The organism is Dyadobacter sp. OTU695, from assembly GCF_038440355.1.
Lineage (GTDB): Bacteria > Bacteroidota > Bacteroidia > Cytophagales > Spirosomataceae > Dyadobacter.
In genome coordinates this window covers 391,181-412,948 of sequence record NZ_JASATN010000001.1, presented here as the reverse complement: position 1 = coordinate 412,948, position 21,768 = coordinate 391,181, and the positions used below count along the sequence as shown (strand labels likewise).

The 21,768-nt window shown below is 48.1% G+C and carries 13 protein-coding genes; 7 read left to right on the top strand and 6 right to left on the bottom strand.

Annotation, left to right across the window (positions count from 1 at the left end):
• The 5 genes from AAHB90_RS01855 to AAHB90_RS01835 form a co-directional block, all read right to left on the bottom strand.
• Positions 1–1,299, bottom strand: a complete 1,299-nt coding sequence (locus tag AAHB90_RS01855) for an amidohydrolase (protein WP_342083201.1) — start codon at positions 1,297–1,299, stop codon at positions 1–3.
• Between the two features lie 213 nt (positions 1,300–1,512).
• Positions 1,513–1,995: a lipid-binding protein gene (locus tag AAHB90_RS01850; RefSeq protein WP_342083200.1), complete on the bottom strand. Its 483-nt coding sequence runs from the start codon at positions 1,993–1,995 to the stop codon at positions 1,513–1,515.
• A 10-nt stretch (positions 1,996–2,005) separates the two neighbouring features.
• A complete protein-coding gene (locus AAHB90_RS01845; RefSeq protein ID WP_342083199.1) occupies positions 2,006–2,608 on the bottom strand; it encodes a DUF5011 domain-containing protein in 603 nt (200 codons plus the stop codon).
• Between the two features lie 58 nt (positions 2,609–2,666).
• On the bottom strand, positions 2,667–4,145 hold the full coding sequence (locus AAHB90_RS01840) for a SusD/RagB family nutrient-binding outer membrane lipoprotein (RefSeq protein WP_342083198.1): 1,479 nt from the start codon (positions 4,143–4,145) through the stop codon (positions 2,667–2,669).
• 11 nt (positions 4,146–4,156) lie between these two features.
• The gene (locus AAHB90_RS01835) at positions 4,157–7,363 is read right to left on the bottom strand and encodes a SusC/RagA family TonB-linked outer membrane protein (protein ID WP_342083197.1); all 3,207 of its coding nucleotides are present in this window, start codon (positions 7,361–7,363) and stop codon (positions 4,157–4,159) included.
• Positions 7,364–8,141: 778 nt separating this feature from the next.
• On the opposite strand from AAHB90_RS01835, the gene AAHB90_RS01830 reads away from it, so the two are divergent.
• The 7 genes from AAHB90_RS01830 to AAHB90_RS01800 all read left to right on the top strand — a co-directional run bounded on the left by AAHB90_RS01830 (position 8,142) and on the right by AAHB90_RS01800 (position 20,987).
• Positions 8,142–11,405, top strand: a complete 3,264-nt coding sequence (locus AAHB90_RS01830; RefSeq protein WP_342083196.1) for a SusC/RagA family TonB-linked outer membrane protein — start codon at positions 8,142–8,144, stop codon at positions 11,403–11,405.
• Positions 11,406–11,452: 47 nt separating this feature from the next.
• Entirely contained in the window at positions 11,453–12,853 is a 1,401-nt protein-coding gene (locus AAHB90_RS01825) for a SusD/RagB family nutrient-binding outer membrane lipoprotein (protein WP_342083195.1), read from the top strand.
• A 204-nt stretch (positions 12,854–13,057) separates the two neighbouring features.
• Complete coding sequence (locus tag AAHB90_RS01820; RefSeq protein ID WP_342083194.1) at positions 13,058–16,189, top strand: SusC/RagA family TonB-linked outer membrane protein; 3,132 nt, start codon at positions 13,058–13,060, stop codon at positions 16,187–16,189.
• Positions 16,190–16,199: 10 nt separating this feature from the next.
• Entirely contained in the window at positions 16,200–17,774 is a 1,575-nt protein-coding gene (locus tag AAHB90_RS01815; protein WP_342083193.1) for a SusD/RagB family nutrient-binding outer membrane lipoprotein, read from the top strand.
• 9 nt (positions 17,775–17,783) lie between these two features.
• Complete coding sequence (locus AAHB90_RS01810; protein ID WP_342083192.1) at positions 17,784–18,755, top strand: DUF1735 domain-containing protein; 972 nt, start codon at positions 17,784–17,786, stop codon at positions 18,753–18,755.
• A gap of 155 nt (positions 18,756–18,910) precedes the next feature.
• Positions 18,911–20,155 carry a pyridoxal phosphate-dependent aminotransferase gene (locus AAHB90_RS01805; protein ID WP_342083191.1) on the top strand — a complete coding sequence of 415 codons (1,245 nt, stop codon included), beginning with the start codon at positions 18,911–18,913 and terminating at the stop codon, positions 20,153–20,155.
• Positions 20,156–20,198: 43 nt separating this feature from the next.
• Positions 20,199–20,987: a queuosine precursor transporter gene (locus AAHB90_RS01800; RefSeq protein ID WP_342083190.1), complete on the top strand. Its 789-nt coding sequence runs from the start codon at positions 20,199–20,201 to the stop codon at positions 20,985–20,987.
• A gap of 5 nt (positions 20,988–20,992) precedes the next feature.
• Here the strand turns inward: AAHB90_RS01800 and AAHB90_RS01795 are convergent, their stop codons facing one another.
• Entirely contained in the window at positions 20,993–21,754 is a 762-nt protein-coding gene (locus AAHB90_RS01795; protein WP_342083189.1) for a TrmH family RNA methyltransferase, read from the bottom strand.
• Positions 21,755–21,768 lie beyond the last annotated feature (14 nt).

Below are 21,768 nucleotides of genomic sequence, written 5' to 3'. Positions count from 1 at the left end.
CTATTTCACTTTCGCTTTTTCGAGATAGTCGGTCGCAAGGCGGGCAATAGAGCGTACGCCGAGCACGAGGCTGCCTTCGTCGACATAGAAATCGGGAGTATGATGTGGCGCGGCTTCTGCAACACTTTTACCCTTTGGCATACCTCCTAAAAAGAAGAAGAAACCAGGAACCTTCTGTTGGTAAAAGGCGAAATCCTCCGCTCCGGTTTTGACCGGAATGACATTTACATTCTCTTTTCCTGCCACATTTTCCAGTGTTCCGATCATTTTAGCGGTAAGCGGCTCGTCGTTGACAGTAACCGGATACATAACGTCGATATCGACCGACGCGGTTGCACCGGCGCTCTCCGCAATGTTGGACGAGATTTCATTGAGACGCTTGTGCACATACGAATGCATTGTTTCATCGAAAGTCCGGATGGTACCGATCATTTTGACCGACTCCGGAATGATATTCTGACGTACCCCGCCGTGAATGGCTCCAATCGTCACCACTGCGGGCGCCTGTGTGAGGTTCAGGTTACGGCTCACAATCGTTTGCAATGCATTCACGATCTGTGCGGAAGTCACGATCGGATCTACGCCCGACCACGGGTAGGCACCGTGCGTCTGCTTTCCTTTGACATCAATACTAAAAAAATCCACGGCAGCCATTGTCGCGCCAGGGCGGTAAGCCATCTTACCTACTTCGATCTGAGAGTCGATATGGAGTCCGAAAATCGCATCGACCTTTGGATTTTCCAGGACCCCTTCCTTCACCATCAGCTCAGCCCCTCCCTCCTCGCCTTCCGGAGCGCCTTCTTCGGCGGGTTGAAATATAAATTTGATCGTTCCCGGAAGCTCGTTCTTCATCGATGCCAGTACCTCTGCCACGCCCATGAGTATCGCTACATGCGTATCGTGCCCGCACGCATGCATTACGCCCGTAGTTTGACCCTTATATTCCGTTGTAACTTTCGATTTAAACGGGACATCCACCCGCTCGGCAACCGGCAAGCCGTCCATATCAGCCCGCAAAGCCACCACGGGCCCCGGCTTGCCACCTTTCAGTATACCGACCACGCCGGTATGCGCAACGCCGGTCTTTACTTCAATGCCCAGCTGTTTCAAATGGTTCGCCACTTTCTCCGCCGTTTTGAATTCCCGGTTGCCTAGCTCGGGGTTCTGGTGAAAGTCGCGGCGCCATTCTATTAGTTTCTTTTCCAATGCCGGTGCTTTCTGATCGATAGCCTTTGCCAATGAAGATTGTGCAGAAACCGACGATCCGGTGATAACCGAAATCAGGACCGCTGCTGACATCCGGAAGATTTTGTTTGAAGTCTTGCGAGTAAAAGGAGTTGTCATATTGTGTTGTTAAAGAACCAGATTTTTCAAGATCGGAAAGAAATTCTAGGGTTCCAAACCTGAATCGTCAGTGTACCACTTGCCAAACCGCATTTCAATCTTTTTCTCCCGAAATAAAAAAGGCCTTACCCATGACGGATAAGGCCTTATGTCTGCAAGTATTTGAAATCAATGCTCGTCCTCGCGGAAACCGGTACGGCGGTAGCCCGCGTATTCATACTGAACGCCGGGGTCGTCGGAAAACTCGAACTTCACATAGAGTGAGTCTGTTTTATTTCCACCGGGTGTAGTGGCCGCTCCTTTGAGAATTTTACCTTCAATAACCGACACTTTTATCTTGTCGCTATACGCATTTGCAAGATCCTTTGCAGGATCGAAAGTCATAGCGGGAAGATTTACTTTCGTCATGATTTTAGCAGGCCATGTTTCATGGTCGTCAAGAATCAAATCGGTTTCGTTGTTCGCTGCCGTATTTGAGGTGGTAACGAGATGGAATCCGGCGCCAATATCTTCACCGTCGACCAAAATACTGATCCACCACTCACCACACATTGCCTTCAACTTGGTTCCTTCTATGGTTGGCTCACTACCCAAATCGCAGGAGAGAAGACCAAAAACCAATAATATCAGAGAATACTTTATATATTTCATAACGTCAATTTTATTGTTTTTCAAAAACACGAAGCGCTGTACCGAAGCCCGGGTTGATTACCACCCAACTGTAAGACACCCCTTCTTTGATTGTTGCATTGGTACATTCAAATGCATTACCCGGTGTCAGCTGGTAAGGAACGCCTAGTTTGCCTTTATCGAAATAATAAAAGTAAACCGCATCGCCGGGAGACGGGACTGCTACGCCACCGACGTTGTTCGACTTGTACAGGTTATCCGCCACTTTTGTCACGGTGGAAACCCCGAAAGCACCTGCATTACGTTTGTAAGAACCAGAAATGTCTACACCCCACGCAGCGTTCGAAATAACCCCTACGTAGCGGTATTCCGTCGACGAATAGCCATCCTTGTTCACCGCATCATATTGAATCGTATAAACGCCCGGCGTTTTAGTATCCACCGTTCCGGTTACTTTCACCTCGATGTCCTTATCCCCTTCCTTGGCACCGGCACCCGGGTCCGTAAACGAACCACCTACTTTTACCACATTCCATTGCTCGCCTTTCAGCGTGATGATGGGGTAAAAAGTAATGGTCGAAATGCCTTCCGTCACCTTATCTTCTTCGCACGAAAACGCTGCAAACAAGGTCAAGGCTATGATTATTAGTTTAAATCCTCTTTTCATAATATCAGTTATCAATGACCTTTGATTATTTCATCCACCAAACTTTGGCAGTTAACGGTGTCAACGCCGGCGTATTCACATTACCATCCCGAGAAGCCGAGGTGTAAGGAATGCGCTTAGGCAGTGCACCTTTTTCCAATACGGATTTCGCGGCAACTGTCCATTGTCCGGGAACGTAGCTCGCATTGGTCGTAGCCACTGGCGATTTCTCAGGATAGCCGGTACGTGCCTGGTCCCAGAAGGACTCGTATCCCTGGCGGAACATGGCAACCCATTTTTGATAAATGATGGCTTTCAGTTTAGCCTCCATGTTACCCGTTGATGGATATTCGTAGGCGCCGCCTTTTGCGATCTTCTTGGCATCAAACGCAATATTGAATTTTGCGTATGCAGCAGCTACCGCCTTGTCATAGAATTCTTTCGCCTTCGCATCGTTTCCGATTCGCAAATAAGCTTCCGAGAGCATGAAATAAACTTCATCAATACTGAAAAAATAGAATGGATCAGTAGCGGTCATTTTGGCTACGCTAGGCACATTCACGCCGACCCCACTGAGGAAATCGCCTTGTTCCAGGCCAGCCTGGCCTCCGGTGCCCGGTGTGAAGTAAGCGGCAAGCCTCGCATCATCCCCGTTTGCCTGCAAATACGTTTGAAGCGTACGGCTCAAACGCAGGTTTGTTCCCGTATTCAACTGACGTACGTTGTTCTCGTACAATGGGTTGCTACGGTTGGGTTCATCTACAAACTTGGTAACCGCCGCATCGTCTTCCAGCAATGGCGTGTTCGCATCAAGCATTGCTTTGATAGCTGCGATAGCCTGAGCGGAGTTAGGGCTTGCGGTCTGACGCAGATACATTTTCAGCTTCAACGTGTTCGCGAAACGTTTCCAGTGATCGATCTGATTCTCCGCGCTCATTCCCCCAAAAACGAGGTCAGAGGCAACTGCCGTTGATTTGCCGTTGTTGAAATCGAGTGCCACGGCGGCGTCGAGTCTTTTCAGCAATTCTGCGTAAACGGCCGGACCGTCATCGTATTTCGGCGCTTTGATGGTTTCTACCTGTAACGCTTCGGTCAGAGGAATTTTATCGAACCAGTCGGCCAGCATTTGAAAACCATAAGATTGTACGGCCACCGCCTGCAGCACCATGTTGTTGTTGCCGGATGCTGTTGCCTTGTTCTTCACGTCTTCGAAATCGTTCAAACCGCCGGCATATAATTCCGTCCATGCGGTATTGTAGTCGGACGGTTGGAGGTCGTAGGAATCGATGCCACGATATTGGTTACTTGCATTGGATTGTGTCCAATGTTGCGACCAAAGCCCGCCGATAATGGCAAAATCTCCGCCAACAATACCAAGCACTGAAGCCTGCGCGGCCGGCAACACGAATTCCGGTGCTACGTTGGTCGGGTTGTTGGGATCTTCGTTTACATCCAGCCAGTCATTGCAGGAGCCGAGTGAAAGCGCCGCAAGCAGCAGAACACTGTTTTTTATAATACCTTTCATTTGAATCCTAATTAGAATGATAGATTTAACTGAACGCCGTACGTTGCGGTAGAAGGACCGGCTGCGAATTCACCATAGAGGTTTTTCAGGCTGGTTCCGAACGTGTTGGCTTCGGGATCTACTACGTGGTTGCCCTTAGGCGTCCACAAAACCAGGTTACGGCCAAAAACACCCACGGATGCACCTCTAACCGGCAGTTTTTCCAATGCCTTCTTAGGTACAGAATAGGTGAGCGACACATTTCTCAGTTTGAAGAATGTTTTCGGCAATACGTGGTTGTATTCATTAGCCGATGTCGATCCGCCATAGTAAGTAAAAACGTCTGCGCGGGATACCGGAACCGTGTTGGCTGCATAAGTATTATCGCCGGTTTTGACTACCGAACCCGGCACGACAAACGGCTCGCGATCGTTGTATTGGGTCATGTAGGCGTTTCCGTTGAAGTAATTCAGACGGGCGGTATAAGAGTAGAACACTCCGCCATTACGGTAGTCACCATTCGCGCTGAATTTGAACCCTTTATAGTCCAGGTAAGTTGAAACACCCAGCGTATAGTTCGGGTTGATTGAACCTCTGTATGTTTCTTCCGAGCTTACCAACGGCAAACCGGTTGTTTCATTCACGATAATGTTCCCATTCGGATCACGCTGTACGTCAGGCGAGTAGATAGCTCCCAACGGTTTGCCCACCACCGCACGCAGTTTTACGTTATAGCTGCTGTTGAGCAGAATGTTTCCAGGTCCGCCTTCCAGACCCAGCGATTCCACTTCGTTCCAGATCTTGTTGTAGTTCACGGTCACACCCCATTCGAATTTCTCGGTACGTACAGGGATCAGGTTCAATGCCAATTCAACGCCTTTGTTTCTTACGCTACCCAGGTTGACCGTTTGAGTGGTAGCACCTGTCGCAGGTTCAAGTGCAAGGCTGATAATCTGGTTTTTTGTCAACTTGTTATAGTAGCTCAGGTCGAGACCCACTCGTTTTCCGAAGAAGCCTAATTCAAGACCCCCTTCATATTCGGTCGAGATCTCAGGTTTTAGATTCTGGTTTCCAAGGTTGTTTGAAACCTCATAAGCGTTCAGACCGCCGAATGGGAAGTTGATATTACCAAAACCACCCGCACGAACGGAGCCCGGCACGTACACTGAATATACCTGATAAGGATCGGCGTCGTTACCCGCTGATGCAGCCGCGAAACGTACTTTCACGAAAGGAATTTCCGCCGGCAGCTTGAACACGTCCGACAACACGGCGCTAATGCTCGCGCTTGGATAGAAGTAAGAGTTTTTACCTTTTGGCAATGTACTGGTCCAGTCGTTACGAGCGCCCACTGTCAGGTATAACCAGTTGTCGAAACCAAACGTGGCCTGACCGTAGATACCCACAAGGCGACGTTTGCTTGTTGTCGCAAATGTAGTGGGTGTCACAGAGCTGTTCGAAAGGTTGTAAAACCCTGGAAGATCGAGGTTCGTAACTTTCGCGAAGTTGGTTTGTCCGGTCCTCTCGTTCAGGTTATGCCCAAAGAAAGCCTGCACATCGAAACGTGACCCGAAATTGTGTTTGAAATTCAAGATCAGGTCGCTGTTGAACTGACGGTTTTGTCTTGCCAGTTGCGAAACACTTCCAAAAACATCATTAGCCGTGCTGTTTGGCGTGCCATCGGAAATCTTCCCAACATTACCCCAGTCTTTCTGGAATGCATCGGAATAGTCGCCACCCACCCGGTATTTCACATCCAGGTTTTTGAATAACTGATAGCCGAACTCGATATTACCGAAAATGCGGTCCTCGTCGTAGTTGTTACCCTGGTTGTACAATGTCCAGTAAGGGTTCTGAGCGTAAGGCGTGAAGTAATTATCCAGCGTCATGAACTTGTAGTACGGACTGCTCGGATCCAGCAATGCTTTCGAATCCACGATCGAATGGTCGCGCGGGATCTGGATGATCTCCTGCCACACTACTTTACCACCGCCGGCATCGTCGCCCTGGCCGGTTGCTACTGCCTTCTGATTTTTATGTACATAGTTGATGTTGGAGTTCACAGAGAACTTATCCAGTTTCAGACCGCCATTAAGGCTCAACGTGTTACGTTTATATGAGTCAGCATTGGTAGGTACTACCCCGTCGGCCGTTGCATTGGAATATGCCACACGATAGTTGGCAGTTTCTGTGCCACCCGAAACGGCAATGCTGTTGTTCCACTCATAACCTTTGTCGAAGAAATCTTTGAGGTTGTCTTCCTGTGCCGAGAAAGGTTTCAGCATTTGGGAATTATCGACAACATTACCCCAAAGACGTGTTTTCCCATCCAGTTTAGGTCCCCATGAACCGTTCTCGATAGGGTCGAACAAGCCGCTCCATCCCTGACCATAAGTATTTTGCAGGTGTGGAACACGCAGAACCTGCGATTGTGCAAAGGAAGATGAAATATCAACCTGTGTCCTGCCCGACTTACCTCTCTTGGTCGTGATCAAAATCGCACCGTTAGCGGCACGGCTTCCGTACAAGGCGGATGCCGAAATACCTTTCAGGACGGTAATGCTTTCGATCTCGTTAGGGTTGATATCGTTCATCTGGTTACCGAAGTCCATCGAACGGTTGAAATCGTCGTTGCTGTTCTGCGCATTGGTCGATGAAGTATTACCACGGTTGTTCATCGGCACACCGTCGATGACGAACAGCGGCTGGTTGTTACCAGTCACAGAGTTGAAACCGCGGATGTTCAGGACCGTCGACGCACCCGGTGCTCCCGAAGCGGTATTGACCGACAGACCAGGCACACGGGCGTTGAGCGCATCGAGCGGGCTGGTGTTACGGGCTTCGGTAATCGAAGTATTGGAAATGGTGGCGGTACTATATCCGAGTGATTTGCGCTCGCGCGAAATACCGAGTGCGGTTACGACAACCTCACCAAGTTGCTGGGCATCGGCTGCCAGCGTAACGTTGATCGTCGATTTGGAACCAACCACAATGCTTTGGCTCACATAACCTACAAACGAGAACACGAGTGTTCCGGAAGAAGGGGCCGAAATGGTGTACTTCCCGTCGATATCGGTTGTGATACCTCTGGTTGTACCTTTTAGGGTGATGTTTACACCGGGCAGCACGCTTCCGTCATCTGCGGTCACAACTCCCGATACTTGTTTATCCTGGGCAAATGCCTGCCAGCCAGGAATCAATAAGCACCCTAAGAATAGAAACAGTAGAGTCTTTCTCATACAAAGGATTTAAAGTTTGTTTAAATAGGACATTAATTGCGTCAAGGTTACAAAACTAATCGTTGTTTCAATCAATTACAATGCCGTGCAAATCAATGCCCAGAATATAATTTGGCATAAACCCAATTTCATTGTCAGTTTGTTAGCAGGAAGCAGCAAAACACCTTCTCAAACGTATTTATTAGAACTTCACACTTTCGCCACATTGGCAACCAAAATTGCAACGCCTCCCCTCTTTCCTTAGATGATTTTCAAACAATTCAAACAATTGCTGAAAGTGGCGTGCTACGGCAGGTGCGATTTCCGGCCTCAAATGAGCCGGTTTGGAGGCCGAAAAAAATTATATTAATGTACAAACAATATTAAAAAAATACAAATATTTACCAAAAACTCCCCGGTACAGGGGCATTGTTAATTCGCTTTATTTCTCGCCGCAACTTTATTTAGATTCATTCTTTCAAAACACAGCGTATATACCTACCGTACCTTTTGCCCGCATATTAACACCATTTGGCATGTTTGCCCCAGATAAATGTAAAATCCTCAAAAAAAAGGGGTGGTAGTTAACAATTACTTAAAATCAAGCGTCTTTTTGAAAAATTACCACATTTGAAAAAATTGCAAAAAATCACGATTTCTACATAGAAAATTCTCCCAATGTCCCCGTCTCGCCAAAGTAAATTTTGAAGTTTCGCAATGAAATGGTTGTAATGGTTAAACTAATAGTTATTTTTGCAACAGTATGTTTACATAACAAACCTAACTTTAAAACTAATTTATGAGGAAGACTTTATGCTCCTTAATGGGGTGTCTGCTGCTATTAATGTCGCAGCTGCATGCCCAAGATCTCGCCGTGACCGGCAAGGTCACCGCAGACGACGGCTCGATACTTCCGGGCGTTAACATTTCTTTGAAAGGTACTACTCGCGGTACTACGTCCGATTCAAAGGGCGAGTATACTATTTCAGCGAATTCCGGTGCCACGTTAGTATTCAGTTTTATCGGCTTTCAAACACAAGAGGTAGTTGTAAACCGACAGTCAGTGGTGGACGTTGTGCTGAAAAGTGATGTCAGTCAGCTGCAGGAAGTGGTCGTGACCGCGCTTGGTCAGGAGAAAAAACGAAATGAACTTGTGTATGCTGCGCAACAAGTGACGGCAGAACAATTAACAAAGGGCCGGAACCCCAACATGATGAATGCGCTTGCCGGTAAGGTAGCGGGTTTGCAGATCAAAGCCAGCAATACAATGGGCGGTTCTACGAGCACCATTATCCGTGGCTACAAATCTATCACTGGTAACAACCAGGCCCTGTATGTGATCGATGGAATTCCGGTTTCCAATGCAAACACTAACACCAACGATCAGCAAACCGGCAGAACCGGAACCGACTACGGCAACGCTGCTGCGGACATTAACCCGGACAATATCGCGGAAATCACTGTATTGAAAGGCGCCGCGGCAACTGCACTTTACGGATCGCGCGCTGCCAACGGCGTAATCCTGATCAAAACTAAGCAGGGACGTAAAAATAGCTTCGATGTAACCGTCAACAGCGGTGTTACATGGGGTAGGATCGACAAATCTACTTACGTGAAATACCAAAAGGAATATGGTGCAGGTTATGGCGGTGCAACCGACTTCTACGATCCGTCAGACCTAGGATCAGGAGAACATCCTGTGGCAGCATTTGATGCGGACGCCTCATTCGGCCCCAAATTCGATCCAAACCTGTTAGTATATCAATGGAACGCCATTGATCCTTCTTCGCCTTACTATCAACAGGCTCGTCCCTGGGTTGGCGCTCAAAACGGCCCCGATAAGTTTTACCAAACCGGGGTAAATTCGCTGCAAAGCATCAATATCACAGGTGGCAGCGACAACTCCACCTTCAAAATCGGTTATTCACGCAACGATGAAAAAGGCGTGCTGCCAAATAGTAAAATCGGCAAAAACCTTTTCAACCTCTCGGCGACTTACGACCTGAACAAAAAACTGACTGTCGGCGCAAATGTGAACTACTCACAGGTAAAAGGCCTGGGCCGTTTCGGAACTGGTTACAGCGGCAAAAACCCTAACCAGGCATTCCGCCAGTGGTTCCAGACCAACGTAGATGTTCTTGAACTGAGAGACTCCTATTTCCGCAACAAACAAAACGTTACCTGGAACTGGGCTTACCCGAACAGACCATTTGCAACCAACTACCCGATCTACGCGGACAACCCATACTGGTCACGTTACGAGAACTTCTCGAACGACAGCCGTGACAACTTCTTTGGATACACGACTGCTACATACAAAATCGCTCCCTGGGTTGACTTTACTGGACGTTTCGGGTACAACGGAACCTCGGACATGCAGGAGGAACGCATTGCTGTGGGTAGCCAGGCTCCCGGCCAGTACATCCGCTACAACCGCTCATTTAACGAAACCAATCTCGACCTGATTTTCAACTTCAGAAAAAACATTACCAAGGACATCCATTTTAACGGTTTGGTAGGTGGAAGCATGAGAAGATCGAAAGAAACGTCGATCCGCGCCAGCACAAACGGCGGCTTGGTAGTTCCAGGTTTGTTCTCTCTCGAAAACTCTAAAAACCCGATAGAACCTCCTACCGAAATCTATCGCCGCATTGGTGTGGACGGCTTGTATGCGCAGGCTTCATTCGGCTTTAAAGAATTGGTAAATCTCGAGCTGACTGCCCGTCAGGACAAGTCGACAACCCTGCCGTTGAACAACAATACCTACTTTTACCCATCGGTAGGTGCAAACTTTGTTTTCTCTGAACTTCCAGGCCTGAAAGCGAACGCCAACTGGATGAGTACAGGTAAGATTAGTGCCAACTATGCCGAGGTAGGAAACGATGCGCCATTTGGTGCAGTAATGGATATTTACGACAAACCTACCGCGCTGGGCTCTATCCCCTATTTCTCGCTTCCAAATATTAAGAACAACTCAAACCTGAAATCGGAGAGAACCAAAAACGTCGAGTTGACCCTTCAAATGGGCTTTCTGCAGGAGCGTCTCGGATTTGACGTAACTTATTATAAATCTCGCACACTCGACCAGATCATCCCTGTTGACGTGACTGCCGCGACCGGCTACACACAGCGTTATGTAAACTCCGGAGAGGTCCAAAACCAGGGGGTTGAAATTTCCGCATTCATTACACCGATCCGTACAGGAGACTTCGAGTGGACAATCAACGCAAACTTCGCAAGAAACCGTAACAAGGTCGTTTCACTTTACGGAGACGTACAAAATGTTCAGATCGCTTCATTGCAAGGTGGTGTGACATTGAATGCTGCATTCAAGAAAAATTCAGACGGCTCTATTGAAGGTCTGCCTTTTGGTCTGATCCGCGGTACCAACTTCGTTTACCACGAAAACGGACAGAAAATTGTGAAAGCCAACGGTATGTACCAGGCTTCTTCCAGCTCAGCTGAGATCATCGGTGACCCTAACCCGGACTGGATTGGTGGTTTGAGCAACACATTGAAATACAAAGGGATCGCATTGAGCTTTTTGATCGACGTGCGCCATGGTGGTGATATCTGGTCACTTGACCAATGGTACGGAGAAGGAACCGGTATGTATCCCGAAACTGCCGGCCTGAACGACAAAGGTAATCCAAAACGTGACCCTGTTGCGAACGGTGGTGGCGTGTTGTTCCCTGGAGTACAAGCAGACGGCTCTCCTAACACGGTGTATGCAGCCAATAGCGATGGTAACGGAAACACCGCGTACGGTTATCCTGCAAACCCTCCGAGAGCAATGTACATTTACGATGGTAGCTACGTGAAACTGAGAGAAGTATCCCTCACATTCGCTCTACCGCAATCTATCGTAGGCAAACTGAGAGCATTCAAAGAAATCGATCTTTCATTGATCGGACGCAACCTTTGGATTATCCACAAAAACATGAAGTACGCCGATCCGGAAGAAGGCCTTGGCTCAGGCTTGCTGGCAGGTGCAGGCGGCTACCAGACGGGTGCTTATCCCGCAGTTAAAAACTATGGTTTCAACGTAAGATTCCGCTTCTAATCATCGATATGAAAAAATTAATTCCATTTATACTACCAATCGTGTTAATGACATCCTGCGTAGACAGCCTGGATGACTACAACATCAACGAAAAGAAGGCTACTGTGGTCCCCCCGGTCACCCTTTTCACCAACGCGCTGAAAGGCTTGGCGGATATCGTCACGACGCCGAGCGTTAACTTGAACAACTACCGTTTATACGTACAGCACTGGTCAACCACTACTTACCTGGATGAACCGCGCTACAACGTAACAGCGCGTACGATCCCGCAAGGTTTCTGGCAAGCGATCTACCGCGACGTTATCTCCGATCTGAACGAGTCCAAAAGACTACTGAATTCGGACAACCTCCTCGAAGCGAAAATGAAGGCTAATCAACTAGCCTCTATCGAAATCATGGAGATCATGAGCTGGGCTGCGTTGGTAAACACTTTCGGAAATATCCCTTACACCGAGTCGATGAACCCGGAAAACCCGCTTCCAAAGTATGACGACGCAAAAACTGTGTACGATGCGCTGCTAACACGCCTGGATGCCGTGTTGCCTACCATCACCACTACCACAAGCGGTTTCGCCGGCGGTGGCGACGTGATTTACAATGGCGACATGAGCAAATGGTTGAAATTCGGAAACTCGCTGAAACTGAAACTGGCCATGATTATTGCAGATTCAGACGAGGCCAAGGCAAAAGCACTGGTTGCTGCTGCTGCTCCGAATGTATTCACGTCAATTGCGGACAAAGCTGCTTTCCCTTACATCGCGACCCCTCCAAACCAAAACCCGACTTCGGCTAACCTGAACATCTTGTTCACAACGCGTCAGGATTTCATTCCCGCTGCGACATTGGTTAACCCAATGAACGAGTTTAGCGATCCACGAAGAGATGATTTCTTCACGTTGCAAAATGGTGCTTATGTTGGTGGGAACTATGGATTTGCCAATGCATACACCAACTTCTCGCACGTTTCCGACAAAGTGATAGCTCCTACTCTCGAGGGTCTGTTCCTGGATTATTCGGAAGTTCAGTTCCTGTTGGCAGAAGCTGTCGAAAGGGGATTTATCACCGGCAGTGCAGCTAGCTACTATAACAATGCGGTGACGGCTTCGATCGTCTACTGGGGTGGAACTGCGGCGGAAGCAACTACTTATCTGGCACAGCCGAAAATAGCCTACGCCACTGCTCCCGGTACCTACAAGGACAAAATTGGCTTCCAGAAATGGATCGCTCTGTACAACCGTGGCTGGGAGTCTTGGATCGAATGGAGAAGACTTGATGCTCCAAAACTTTCTCCTCCAACCGGTGGTAATGCACCGGCAGGGCTAGCGATCCCTGTTCGTATGATCTATCCGATCAACGAACAAACCCTCAACGGTGCTAACCGCAGCGCTGCGGCAGATGCTATCGGCGGCGACCTCGCTACGACCAAATTATGGTGGGATAAATTCTGATATCCAACCAGGAATATGCAGAAAGGCGGGCTTCGGTCCGCCTTTCTGTTTTTGTATTAATCAAAACCCCTTCAGAGATAGTATACCGGTTAAAAGTCCAGCCCTGCCGGAGGCTGGATACATGTCCGATATTCGCATTCAATGATTGTAAATTCAGAGTCATAAGGTTTTTCGAAAGCCCTTCCACCTACAAACCTGACTTTGATGAAACGACAACTACTACTTCTGGCGGTTGGCCTATTGATCTCCCACGCCGTTCATGCTCAAACCAGGGAAATAACCGGCAAAGTCATATCAAAAGCCGACAGTTCCTCGCTCCCGGGTGTGACAGTCAGAATTGCCGGAAGCCAGTCCGGAACGCTCACGGATGAAAAAGGCGAATATGCCATACAGGCTCTTCCAGGCCAGACACTACTATTTTCTTTTGTAGGTTTTCAGAACCAGAGCATTAAAATTTCCTCTGCGTCCAGCATGCTTAATGTCAAAATGGAGCCCGACGAATTATCCTTGAACGAGGTGGTTATTACGGCAGGTGGTCTTACGGCCCAACGACGTGAATTGGGGAGCCAGTCGACAACACTCAAATCACAAGAGCTAACCCAGGGCAGGCCTACCAGTGTTGCTTCCAGTTTGGCAGGTAGAGTCCCTGGCTTGCTGGTATCGGGCGTGAGCAGTGGGGTCAATCCGGCATTCAGGCTGGTATTGAGGGGCAATAGGTCACTCACGGGCAACAATCAGGCATTGGTTATTATAGACAATATGATTTCGACAAACGATATACTCGCAAACATGAATCCCGAGGATATCGACGACATCCAGGTTCTCAATGGTGCAGGTGCGGCGGCTTTATACGGATCTGACGCTTCAAACGGCGCCTTGATTGTCACGACAAAAAAGGGGAAGTCCGGCAAGACGGAGATACGGCTGGCACACAGCGCCATTGTTGAAAAAGTTGCCTTTCTTCCCAAGCTGCAATCAGGTTTTGGATCAGGTACTACCCCTGACGACGTACCGACGTACACCCCTTATGAAAATCAGCAATTTGGCCCTGCATTCGATGGTTCAGTCGTCAATATAGGCAAGCCGCTGCAAGATGGATCCATTCAAAACGTGCCCTATTTGGCGGGGAATTCAAGGGAGGACTTCTGGGAAACCGGTTTAACGAATCAAACAGACCTGAGCATTTCTTCGGGCGATGAAAAAGGCACTTATTACCTCTCCGCCCAATATTCAAACCAGCATTCGACGGTCCCATACGAAGTTTTCAAGCGCTACAGTGCCAGAGCAAACAGTAGCCGCCATATTTATCAAAACCTCACCGCATCTTTCAATACAAATTTCCTGGCTACACGAAGTGATGTCAGCAACGCGACAGCAACCGCTTATCAAAACCTTTTGATGTCGCCATCACACGTGGATGTCACGCAATACAAAGACTGGCAAAACAATCCATTTGCCAATCCTAATGGCTACTTCAATGAATATTTCACAAATCCTTATTTCACGCTTGCCAATAATCGGAGTGTATCAAGATACGACTATTTTCAAGGCAACCTGGAATTGAAGTGGCATCCCATCCGCTCGTTGACGGTTACATATAGGACAGGCATAACGACAAAAAACTACTCCGGCAAAACACATACAGGAAAATTCACCTATTCAGATTATACAAAAAGCATTTCGGGTAGCTCCAAAACCGATATTCCTGGAAATGTGGGGGACTTCAGCGCATTCACAAACCAGCTTGTCAACGATTTCATAGCTGAATTTAAGACTAACCTCTTCCCAAATCTCAGTTTTAGTTCGGCTATTGGCACGACCGTTCGGGAAAATAGCAACAAAAACATCTTTATCTCTGCCACCGGACTGGTTGTCAATGATTTATATAACATCGGTAATAGCCTAAGCAACCCAATGGCCAACGAGCAGAATTTCAGGACGCGGCAAATTGGCGTATATGGGGAGGCAAGGCTTGGATTCAAAGAATTTATTTATCTGCATGTAACCGGCAGAAACGACTGGCGATCTGTTCTTTCCAAAAGCAACCGATCCTTCTTCTATCCATCCGCTGACATTTCTTTCATTGCGACCGATGCGATACCAGTCCTTGGACAGTCGGGTTTTCTACAAACACTAAAACTACGCGGTGGATACTCGAAAGTCGGTCAGGTGAACTTGGGGAATATGTTCAATCTCGGCGCCTACTCATTAAGCAGCACATTCTCACAGGCTTCCGGGTATCCTTATTCCAGCGGCGCAGGTTTTACGCTGGACAACAATCTTGTCGCGGCAGACATTAAACCGGAAATGACCATTGGCGAAGAAGCCGGCTTCGATTTCGAACTGGCACCGCTCGCAATTTCAGGCGGCTTGACCTTTTACAAAACAAATACTGTCAACCAGACCATATCCGTAATCATTTCCTCCGCAACCGGTTATCAGACACTTACGACCAATGTTGGAGAAGTGGTCAACAATGGACTGGAAAGCTATTTCAATATCACACCCATTAAAACGTCCAATGGGTTTGGAGTAGCATTATCAGCAAACTATACCTTTAACCGCAACAAAGTAATATCGTTATCGAAGCAATCGGATCAGATGACTTTGGCTAGCGACGGTAATACCGCACGGATCATCGCGAAGGTTGGCTCCCCTTTTCCACTGCTTCAAACGACCCGCTATACCCGCGACCCTGAAAACCGCATTATTGTCGATCCGGTAACCGGATACCCTTCAACCAACGGTACTTTTCATGATGTTGGGATTACCAATCCACCACACATTCTTGGTCTGACGGGGACGATTAAATTCAAGAAGCTCAAACTGAATCTCCTGTTCGAATACCGCAACGGACACTATATATACAATGCTATTTCAACCGGTTATGACTTTTCGGGGGCCGGAATTCGCACCGCCTGGTATAATCGCGACCGGTTTGTAATACCTAATTCATCCTACAAAACTGCCGACGGTCAATACATTGCCAATACGAACATCACAACGAGAAGCGGTGGAGCGGATTTCTGGACTGATGCGACAAAAAACAGAGGTATCGGTGAGAACTATGCTAATTCAGCCGGATTCTGGAAACTCCGCGAAGCATCCCTGCGCTACGATCTTCCAGCGTCGTTACTGGGCAAAACCAGGTTCATACACGGTGTAACGGTAAGCGTGCAGGGAAGAAACCTGTTTATATGGGTGCCCAAATCCAATTTGTACACCGATCCGGAATATAGCCAGAACGGAGTGGAAAGCAATGCAGTTGGCTTCACCAACCTGGCACAGACACCGCCAGCCCGGTATTTCGGCGCAACCGTTTCATTCACATTCTAAATCCAAGCCGATGTTCCAACTATTTAAAAACTACCTCCTTGCGGCAACGCTCGTGGGTTGCGCGTCCTGCGACAATTACCTGGACATTAACGAAAACCCCAATCTCGCGACAAGCGCCTCAGCATCGCTGGTGCTGCCGCAAGCCATCACCGCATCCGCAACAGTTGCAAACGCATTCAATTCCTATGGCGGGCATTTTGGCGGATACGTAGCCAATGCAGGCGGCTTTTCGGGCTTTGGTAACCTTTTTAATTACCAGCTCGTTCCGGGCGACTACAATCTTATGTGGATGAACACCTATGACAATTTGCAGGATTATCAATATGTAATCGAACAAACCGCCGGGATCGACGAACTGGCCTACGCGAATGCCGCAGCAACTATCATGACGGCATTAAGCTACCAACGGCTGGTGGACGCGTTCAACGACATCCCCTATTCGGAAGCATTAAAGAATAATGGCAACCTGACGCCCAAATATGACAACGCAGCCAGCATATATCAGGATCTGATCTCAAAACTGGATGGCGCTATTGCTGTTATTACCAATGCAAAATATCCGAAGAATCTAAATGCGTCGTCTGATCCGCTATTTGGCGGCAACATGACGAAATGGAAACAGTTTGCTAACACGCTCAAATTACGGATGTTGATACGGATATCATCCGTACCGGCACTCGCTGACTTTTCGCAAAAAGGTCTCAAAAGCATGGACATGAGTATTGGCTTCATTTCTGATGATGCCATAGTCAATCCCGGCTACGTTAAAGACAAGCCCACCCCCCTTTGGAATAGTTGGGCCTACTCCATCGTCGGCACGCTATCCAATTCGTCGCGCACGGCCACCAAGTTCGCTTTCGCATTTTACAAAGGCCAGAAACTGACGGACAATGGTCGAGGCGGTGTTATTTATAAAAATTTCGAAACCAACACTCCCGTTAATCAGCTTGGCAACGAAGTGGACGCCCCTACCGTAATCACAAACTACCCCACTTGGTATACCGGTACATTTGGCAGTGCATCCAGCATTAGCAATTCGCTTGGCATTATGAAAGGCCCTTCCCAGGGCCAGCCGTTAATGCTCCTGGCAGAGTCGCATTTCCTGCAAGCCGAAGCCCGACTGAAAGGCTTTCTCACGGGCGATCCGGCCGAAAGTTTCAATGAAGGAATCAAAGCCTCGTTCCGGTTTCTCTATAAGGAAGTAACCAACGCTGTTGCCGTGACAAACGATGTGAACGCTGACGTAGAAACTTACAAAAAAGACAATCCAGATAGCTATCTCGTGAACATATCACTCGCTAAAACCACGGCGGAAAAGCTAGAAGCCATTATCACGCAAAAATACATCGCGCTGAACATGATCAATTCCGATGAAGCATGGAATGAGTTTAGACGGACCGGTTACCCCGCCAGTGATCCAAAGGGTGATGCCTACCACAATATTTCGTCGTTGCTTTCCAGTTCCACACGGCCCGACAAGCTGCCTTCACGCATTCTGTACCCTTCATCAGAACAATCGTACAACGCAACTAATTATAAATCCGTAAACCAGTTTTCAGACCTGATATTCTGGGACCCAAACTGATACCGAAATATGAAAGAAATAGTAAAATGGATGATGCTAATCTGCCTTGTTAGCATGTTTAGCTCCTGCCTGAATGATGAAATGACGCTGGACCCGGCCAATTCTACCAATGTCATCGAATTCAAGAACCCTTCCAGCTTTGTTTCACCTGCCGGAAGCAGGTACGCTTTATACACAAAAGCCTTCGACCTTGCAGATGAGAATGAATATGCTGTTACCGTCAGCTACTCAGGCGCGCACCTTGCACCCGAAGACATTTCCGTGAAACTCGGCATCGATACTGCGGCTTTGAGCCAATATAATACCGAGCAACACAAAGATTATGACCTGATTGACGAACACCTTTACACCCTCGTGCCGTCTGTAGTCATACCCAAAGGACAGCGGACTGCGGTCGCGAAACTGAAATTCAAAAGCTCGTCATTCGATTTCAGCAAAAGCTATGTTCTTCCGATACAAATCCAGTCGGCGTCAAGCGGCACGATAAGCGGAAATTTTGGAACGATCCTCCTGAATGTCAATGCGAAAAACAAATATGACGGCGTGTATACCGTAACAGGCAAAATGTCCGATGCGTCCAACGCGGCATTTGCAGGACTTTACACGGTTGGTAAAAAAGTGGAATACACGCTCGAAACCATATCCGCTACCGAATGCGTCGTGACAGACCACATTAATTGGGGCGGAGCAGCCTATGTTCCGATCTGGACGGGAACAGGTATAAGTGGCTACGGCACCTTTTCACCGGTTGTTGAATTTGACCCTGAGACAAACAAGATCATCAGCGTCAGGAACTTCTATGGCCAACCGGCCGCCAATACCCGTTCGGCACAGCTCAACCCTACGGGAATAAATACCTACGATACGAGTACTAAAACCATCAAAATCAGCTATTGGATGCTGCAACCTAGTGTTGTGACCGCCCCTCCACACATCCGCACGACCTGGGAGGAAGAATGGAAATTCCAGAGAGCAAGATAAATTACAAGTTTCCCGATAGTGCATTTTCAGCCACGCGGTTCGTGTGGCTGAACTTTTTTTGCAAAAAATCCTGTCCAAGTCTTCAAAACAATGGCCTTCTGTCGTCGTGTCATTTGATTTTCTTTAACTTTGAGGGTTATCCAACTCTTGAAAAAATGGAATTTCTAAAAAGCGACCGCCTGAATCATCTTAAATACGAGATCCGCGGAGCTACCTACCAGAAAGCTTTAGAGCTTGAAAGCCAGGGCTACAAAATCCATAACCTGAACATCGGTAACCCCGCACCGTTCGGTTTCGATTCGCCCGACGAGATCGTCCACGACATTATCATGAACATCCGCAATGCGCAAGGCTATTCGGATTCACGTGGCTTGTTCGCGGCGCGCAAGGCGATCATGCACTATACACAAACAATTGGTATTCAAGATGTTGAAATCAATGACATTTTTATTGGTAACGGTGTAAGCGAGCTAATCCTGCTGTCTATGCAGGCATTGCTCAACCCTGGCGACGAGATACTGGTCCCTTCTCCCGACTATCCATTGTGGACGGCGGCGATCTCGCTTAGTGGGGGCACACCGGTACATTATATATGTGACGAAGAAGCCGATTGGAATCCCGATCTGGATGATCTGGAAAAGAAAATCACTTCACGTACGAAGGGGATTGTGATCATTAATCCGAACAACCCGACAGGTGCAGTTTACGATAAAGAAGTACTTGCGCGTATTGCACGTATGGCGGAAGAACATGGCCTGATCGTTTTTTCAGACGAGATCTACGACAAAATCCTTTACGACGGGGCTACGCATTATCCAATGGGCTCTTTCGTGACAGATACGCTTTGCGTGTCATACGGCGGGTTGTCGAAAAACTACCGTTCGGCTGGTTTCCGCGGCGGGTGGATGATCCTCAGCGGCGCTAAGCAAAAAGCCAAATCATACGCGGAAGGCCTGCTCCTGCTTGCAAGCATGCGCCTGTGCGCGAACGTGCCTACGCAATACGCGATCCAGACGGCACTGGGCGGGTACCAGAGTATCAAAGAGCACGTTGTTCCCACCGGGCGTTTGTATAAGCAGATGAACCTCGTTTACGACAGGCTGACGTCTATTCCGGGCATTACCTGTGTAAAACCCAAGGGTTCCTTGTATGTCTTTCCAAAAATCGACCTGAAAAAGTTCGGTTTCAAAGCCGACGATCAATTCGTTTACGAGCTGCTGGCCGACCAAAAAGTGCTGGTAGTGGGCGGGACCGGATTTAATTATCACCTGGCGCCACATTTCCGCATCGTGTTCCTGCCCACGGTCGACGAACTGAACCAGGCGATGGACAAACTGGAATTCTTCCTGACCAACCGCCGCATCATGTCGACCCGTACGGTTGAAGACATTATTGCATAAGTAAAAGATAACCTAAACCTCCACTGAAAGTAGATATCGCCCGATGACCATACCCGACAGAACCATTCAGGAGGCTAAACGCCAACGGCTGTTCCTCCTCCTTTGCGGTATCTTTCTCACCAACGCGCTCATCGCGGAGATCATCGGCGGTAAGATATTTTCAGTGGAAACTCTTTTGGGCATCGCGCCAGCCCAGCTACCGATCGGTGGCCAAAAGCTTGATTTCAATATGACGGCGGGGGTGATCAGCTGGCCGGTGGTTTTCATCACCTCCGACATTATCAATGAATATTTTGGTCGGAAGGGCGTTAAAAGGATCTCCTATTTAACTTCCGCATTGATCGTTTACACCTTCATGATCATTTACGGAGCTACCCAACTCCCTCCGGCTCAGTTCTGGTTGGACCTCAACAACACCGATAGCCAGGGTAACACGTTCAATATCAATGATGCGTTCTCCAAAATCTTTAACCAGGGACTAGGCATTATGATCGGCTCGATCACCGCCTTTTTGCTTGGGCAATTATTGGATATCCTGGTATTCTCCTGGCTTCGCCGAAAAACAGGTGGTCGTTTCATTTGGCTTCGGGCGACCGGTTCCACGATGTTCTCACAACTTATCGACAGCTTTGTGGTAATCGGGATCGCGTTCTATGTTTTCGGAAACTGGGATTTGAAGCTGGTGTTTTCGGTCGGAACGATTAATTACCTGTATAAAGGTGTAGTAGCGATCCTGCTGACGCCGCTTTTGTATGTCGCTCACTATTTCATCGACAATTACTTAGGCAAAGAGTACGCGGAGGAGCTTTCGCACCACGCCGCGCATGAGTAGTTGGCTTAAAGCGGCACCTGTCTACGCATGTTATCCAGCATAACGGCCGTTGCGATACCGACATTCAGCGACTCGGCCGCTCCGAACCTCGGTATCATGATTTTATCGGTTACGAATTGACCGACCTCTTCGCTGATACCATTGGATTCATTGCCCATGACAATAATCCCTCCATTGGCAGGATATGCAAACTCGTACAGCGAATCGCCTCCCAGAAATGCCCCGATGATCCGCTGATCTGCTCCATTTATTTCTTCAAAATACTGGATCAAATCCGTGTAATAGAGGTTCACACGTGTAAATGAGCCTTTGGCTGCGGCAATCACTTTGGGATTGTAAACATCGGTGGTGTCGCGCGAGCAGACGATCCTGGTAATGCCGTACCAATCGGCGACGCGTATGATGGTACCAAGGTTGCCCGGGTCGCGAACGTCGTCGAGCATAAGCATATATTCACCTGGTGCAGCAGACAAAAACACATTTTCCTTCGTTCTAGCGACAGCCAGACAAGAATCGTTGGTCTGGAAAGATCCCAGCCCTTCCAGCTCCTGGGCAGTGACCGTTTCGATGGCCGCGTTATGCCGGGATAAAATACTTGAGTATTTTTGCTGAAATTCCTGTGTTACCAGTACAAACTCGATTTCAAAGTCGGATTCAAACAATTCCAGTACGCTTTTGGCACCTTCTACAATGAAGGCTTCGTGAAGCTGCCTGTACTTCTTGATTTTCAGCGAGTTGATATACTTGATACGATTTTTTGACAACATTGAACAGTAATTGT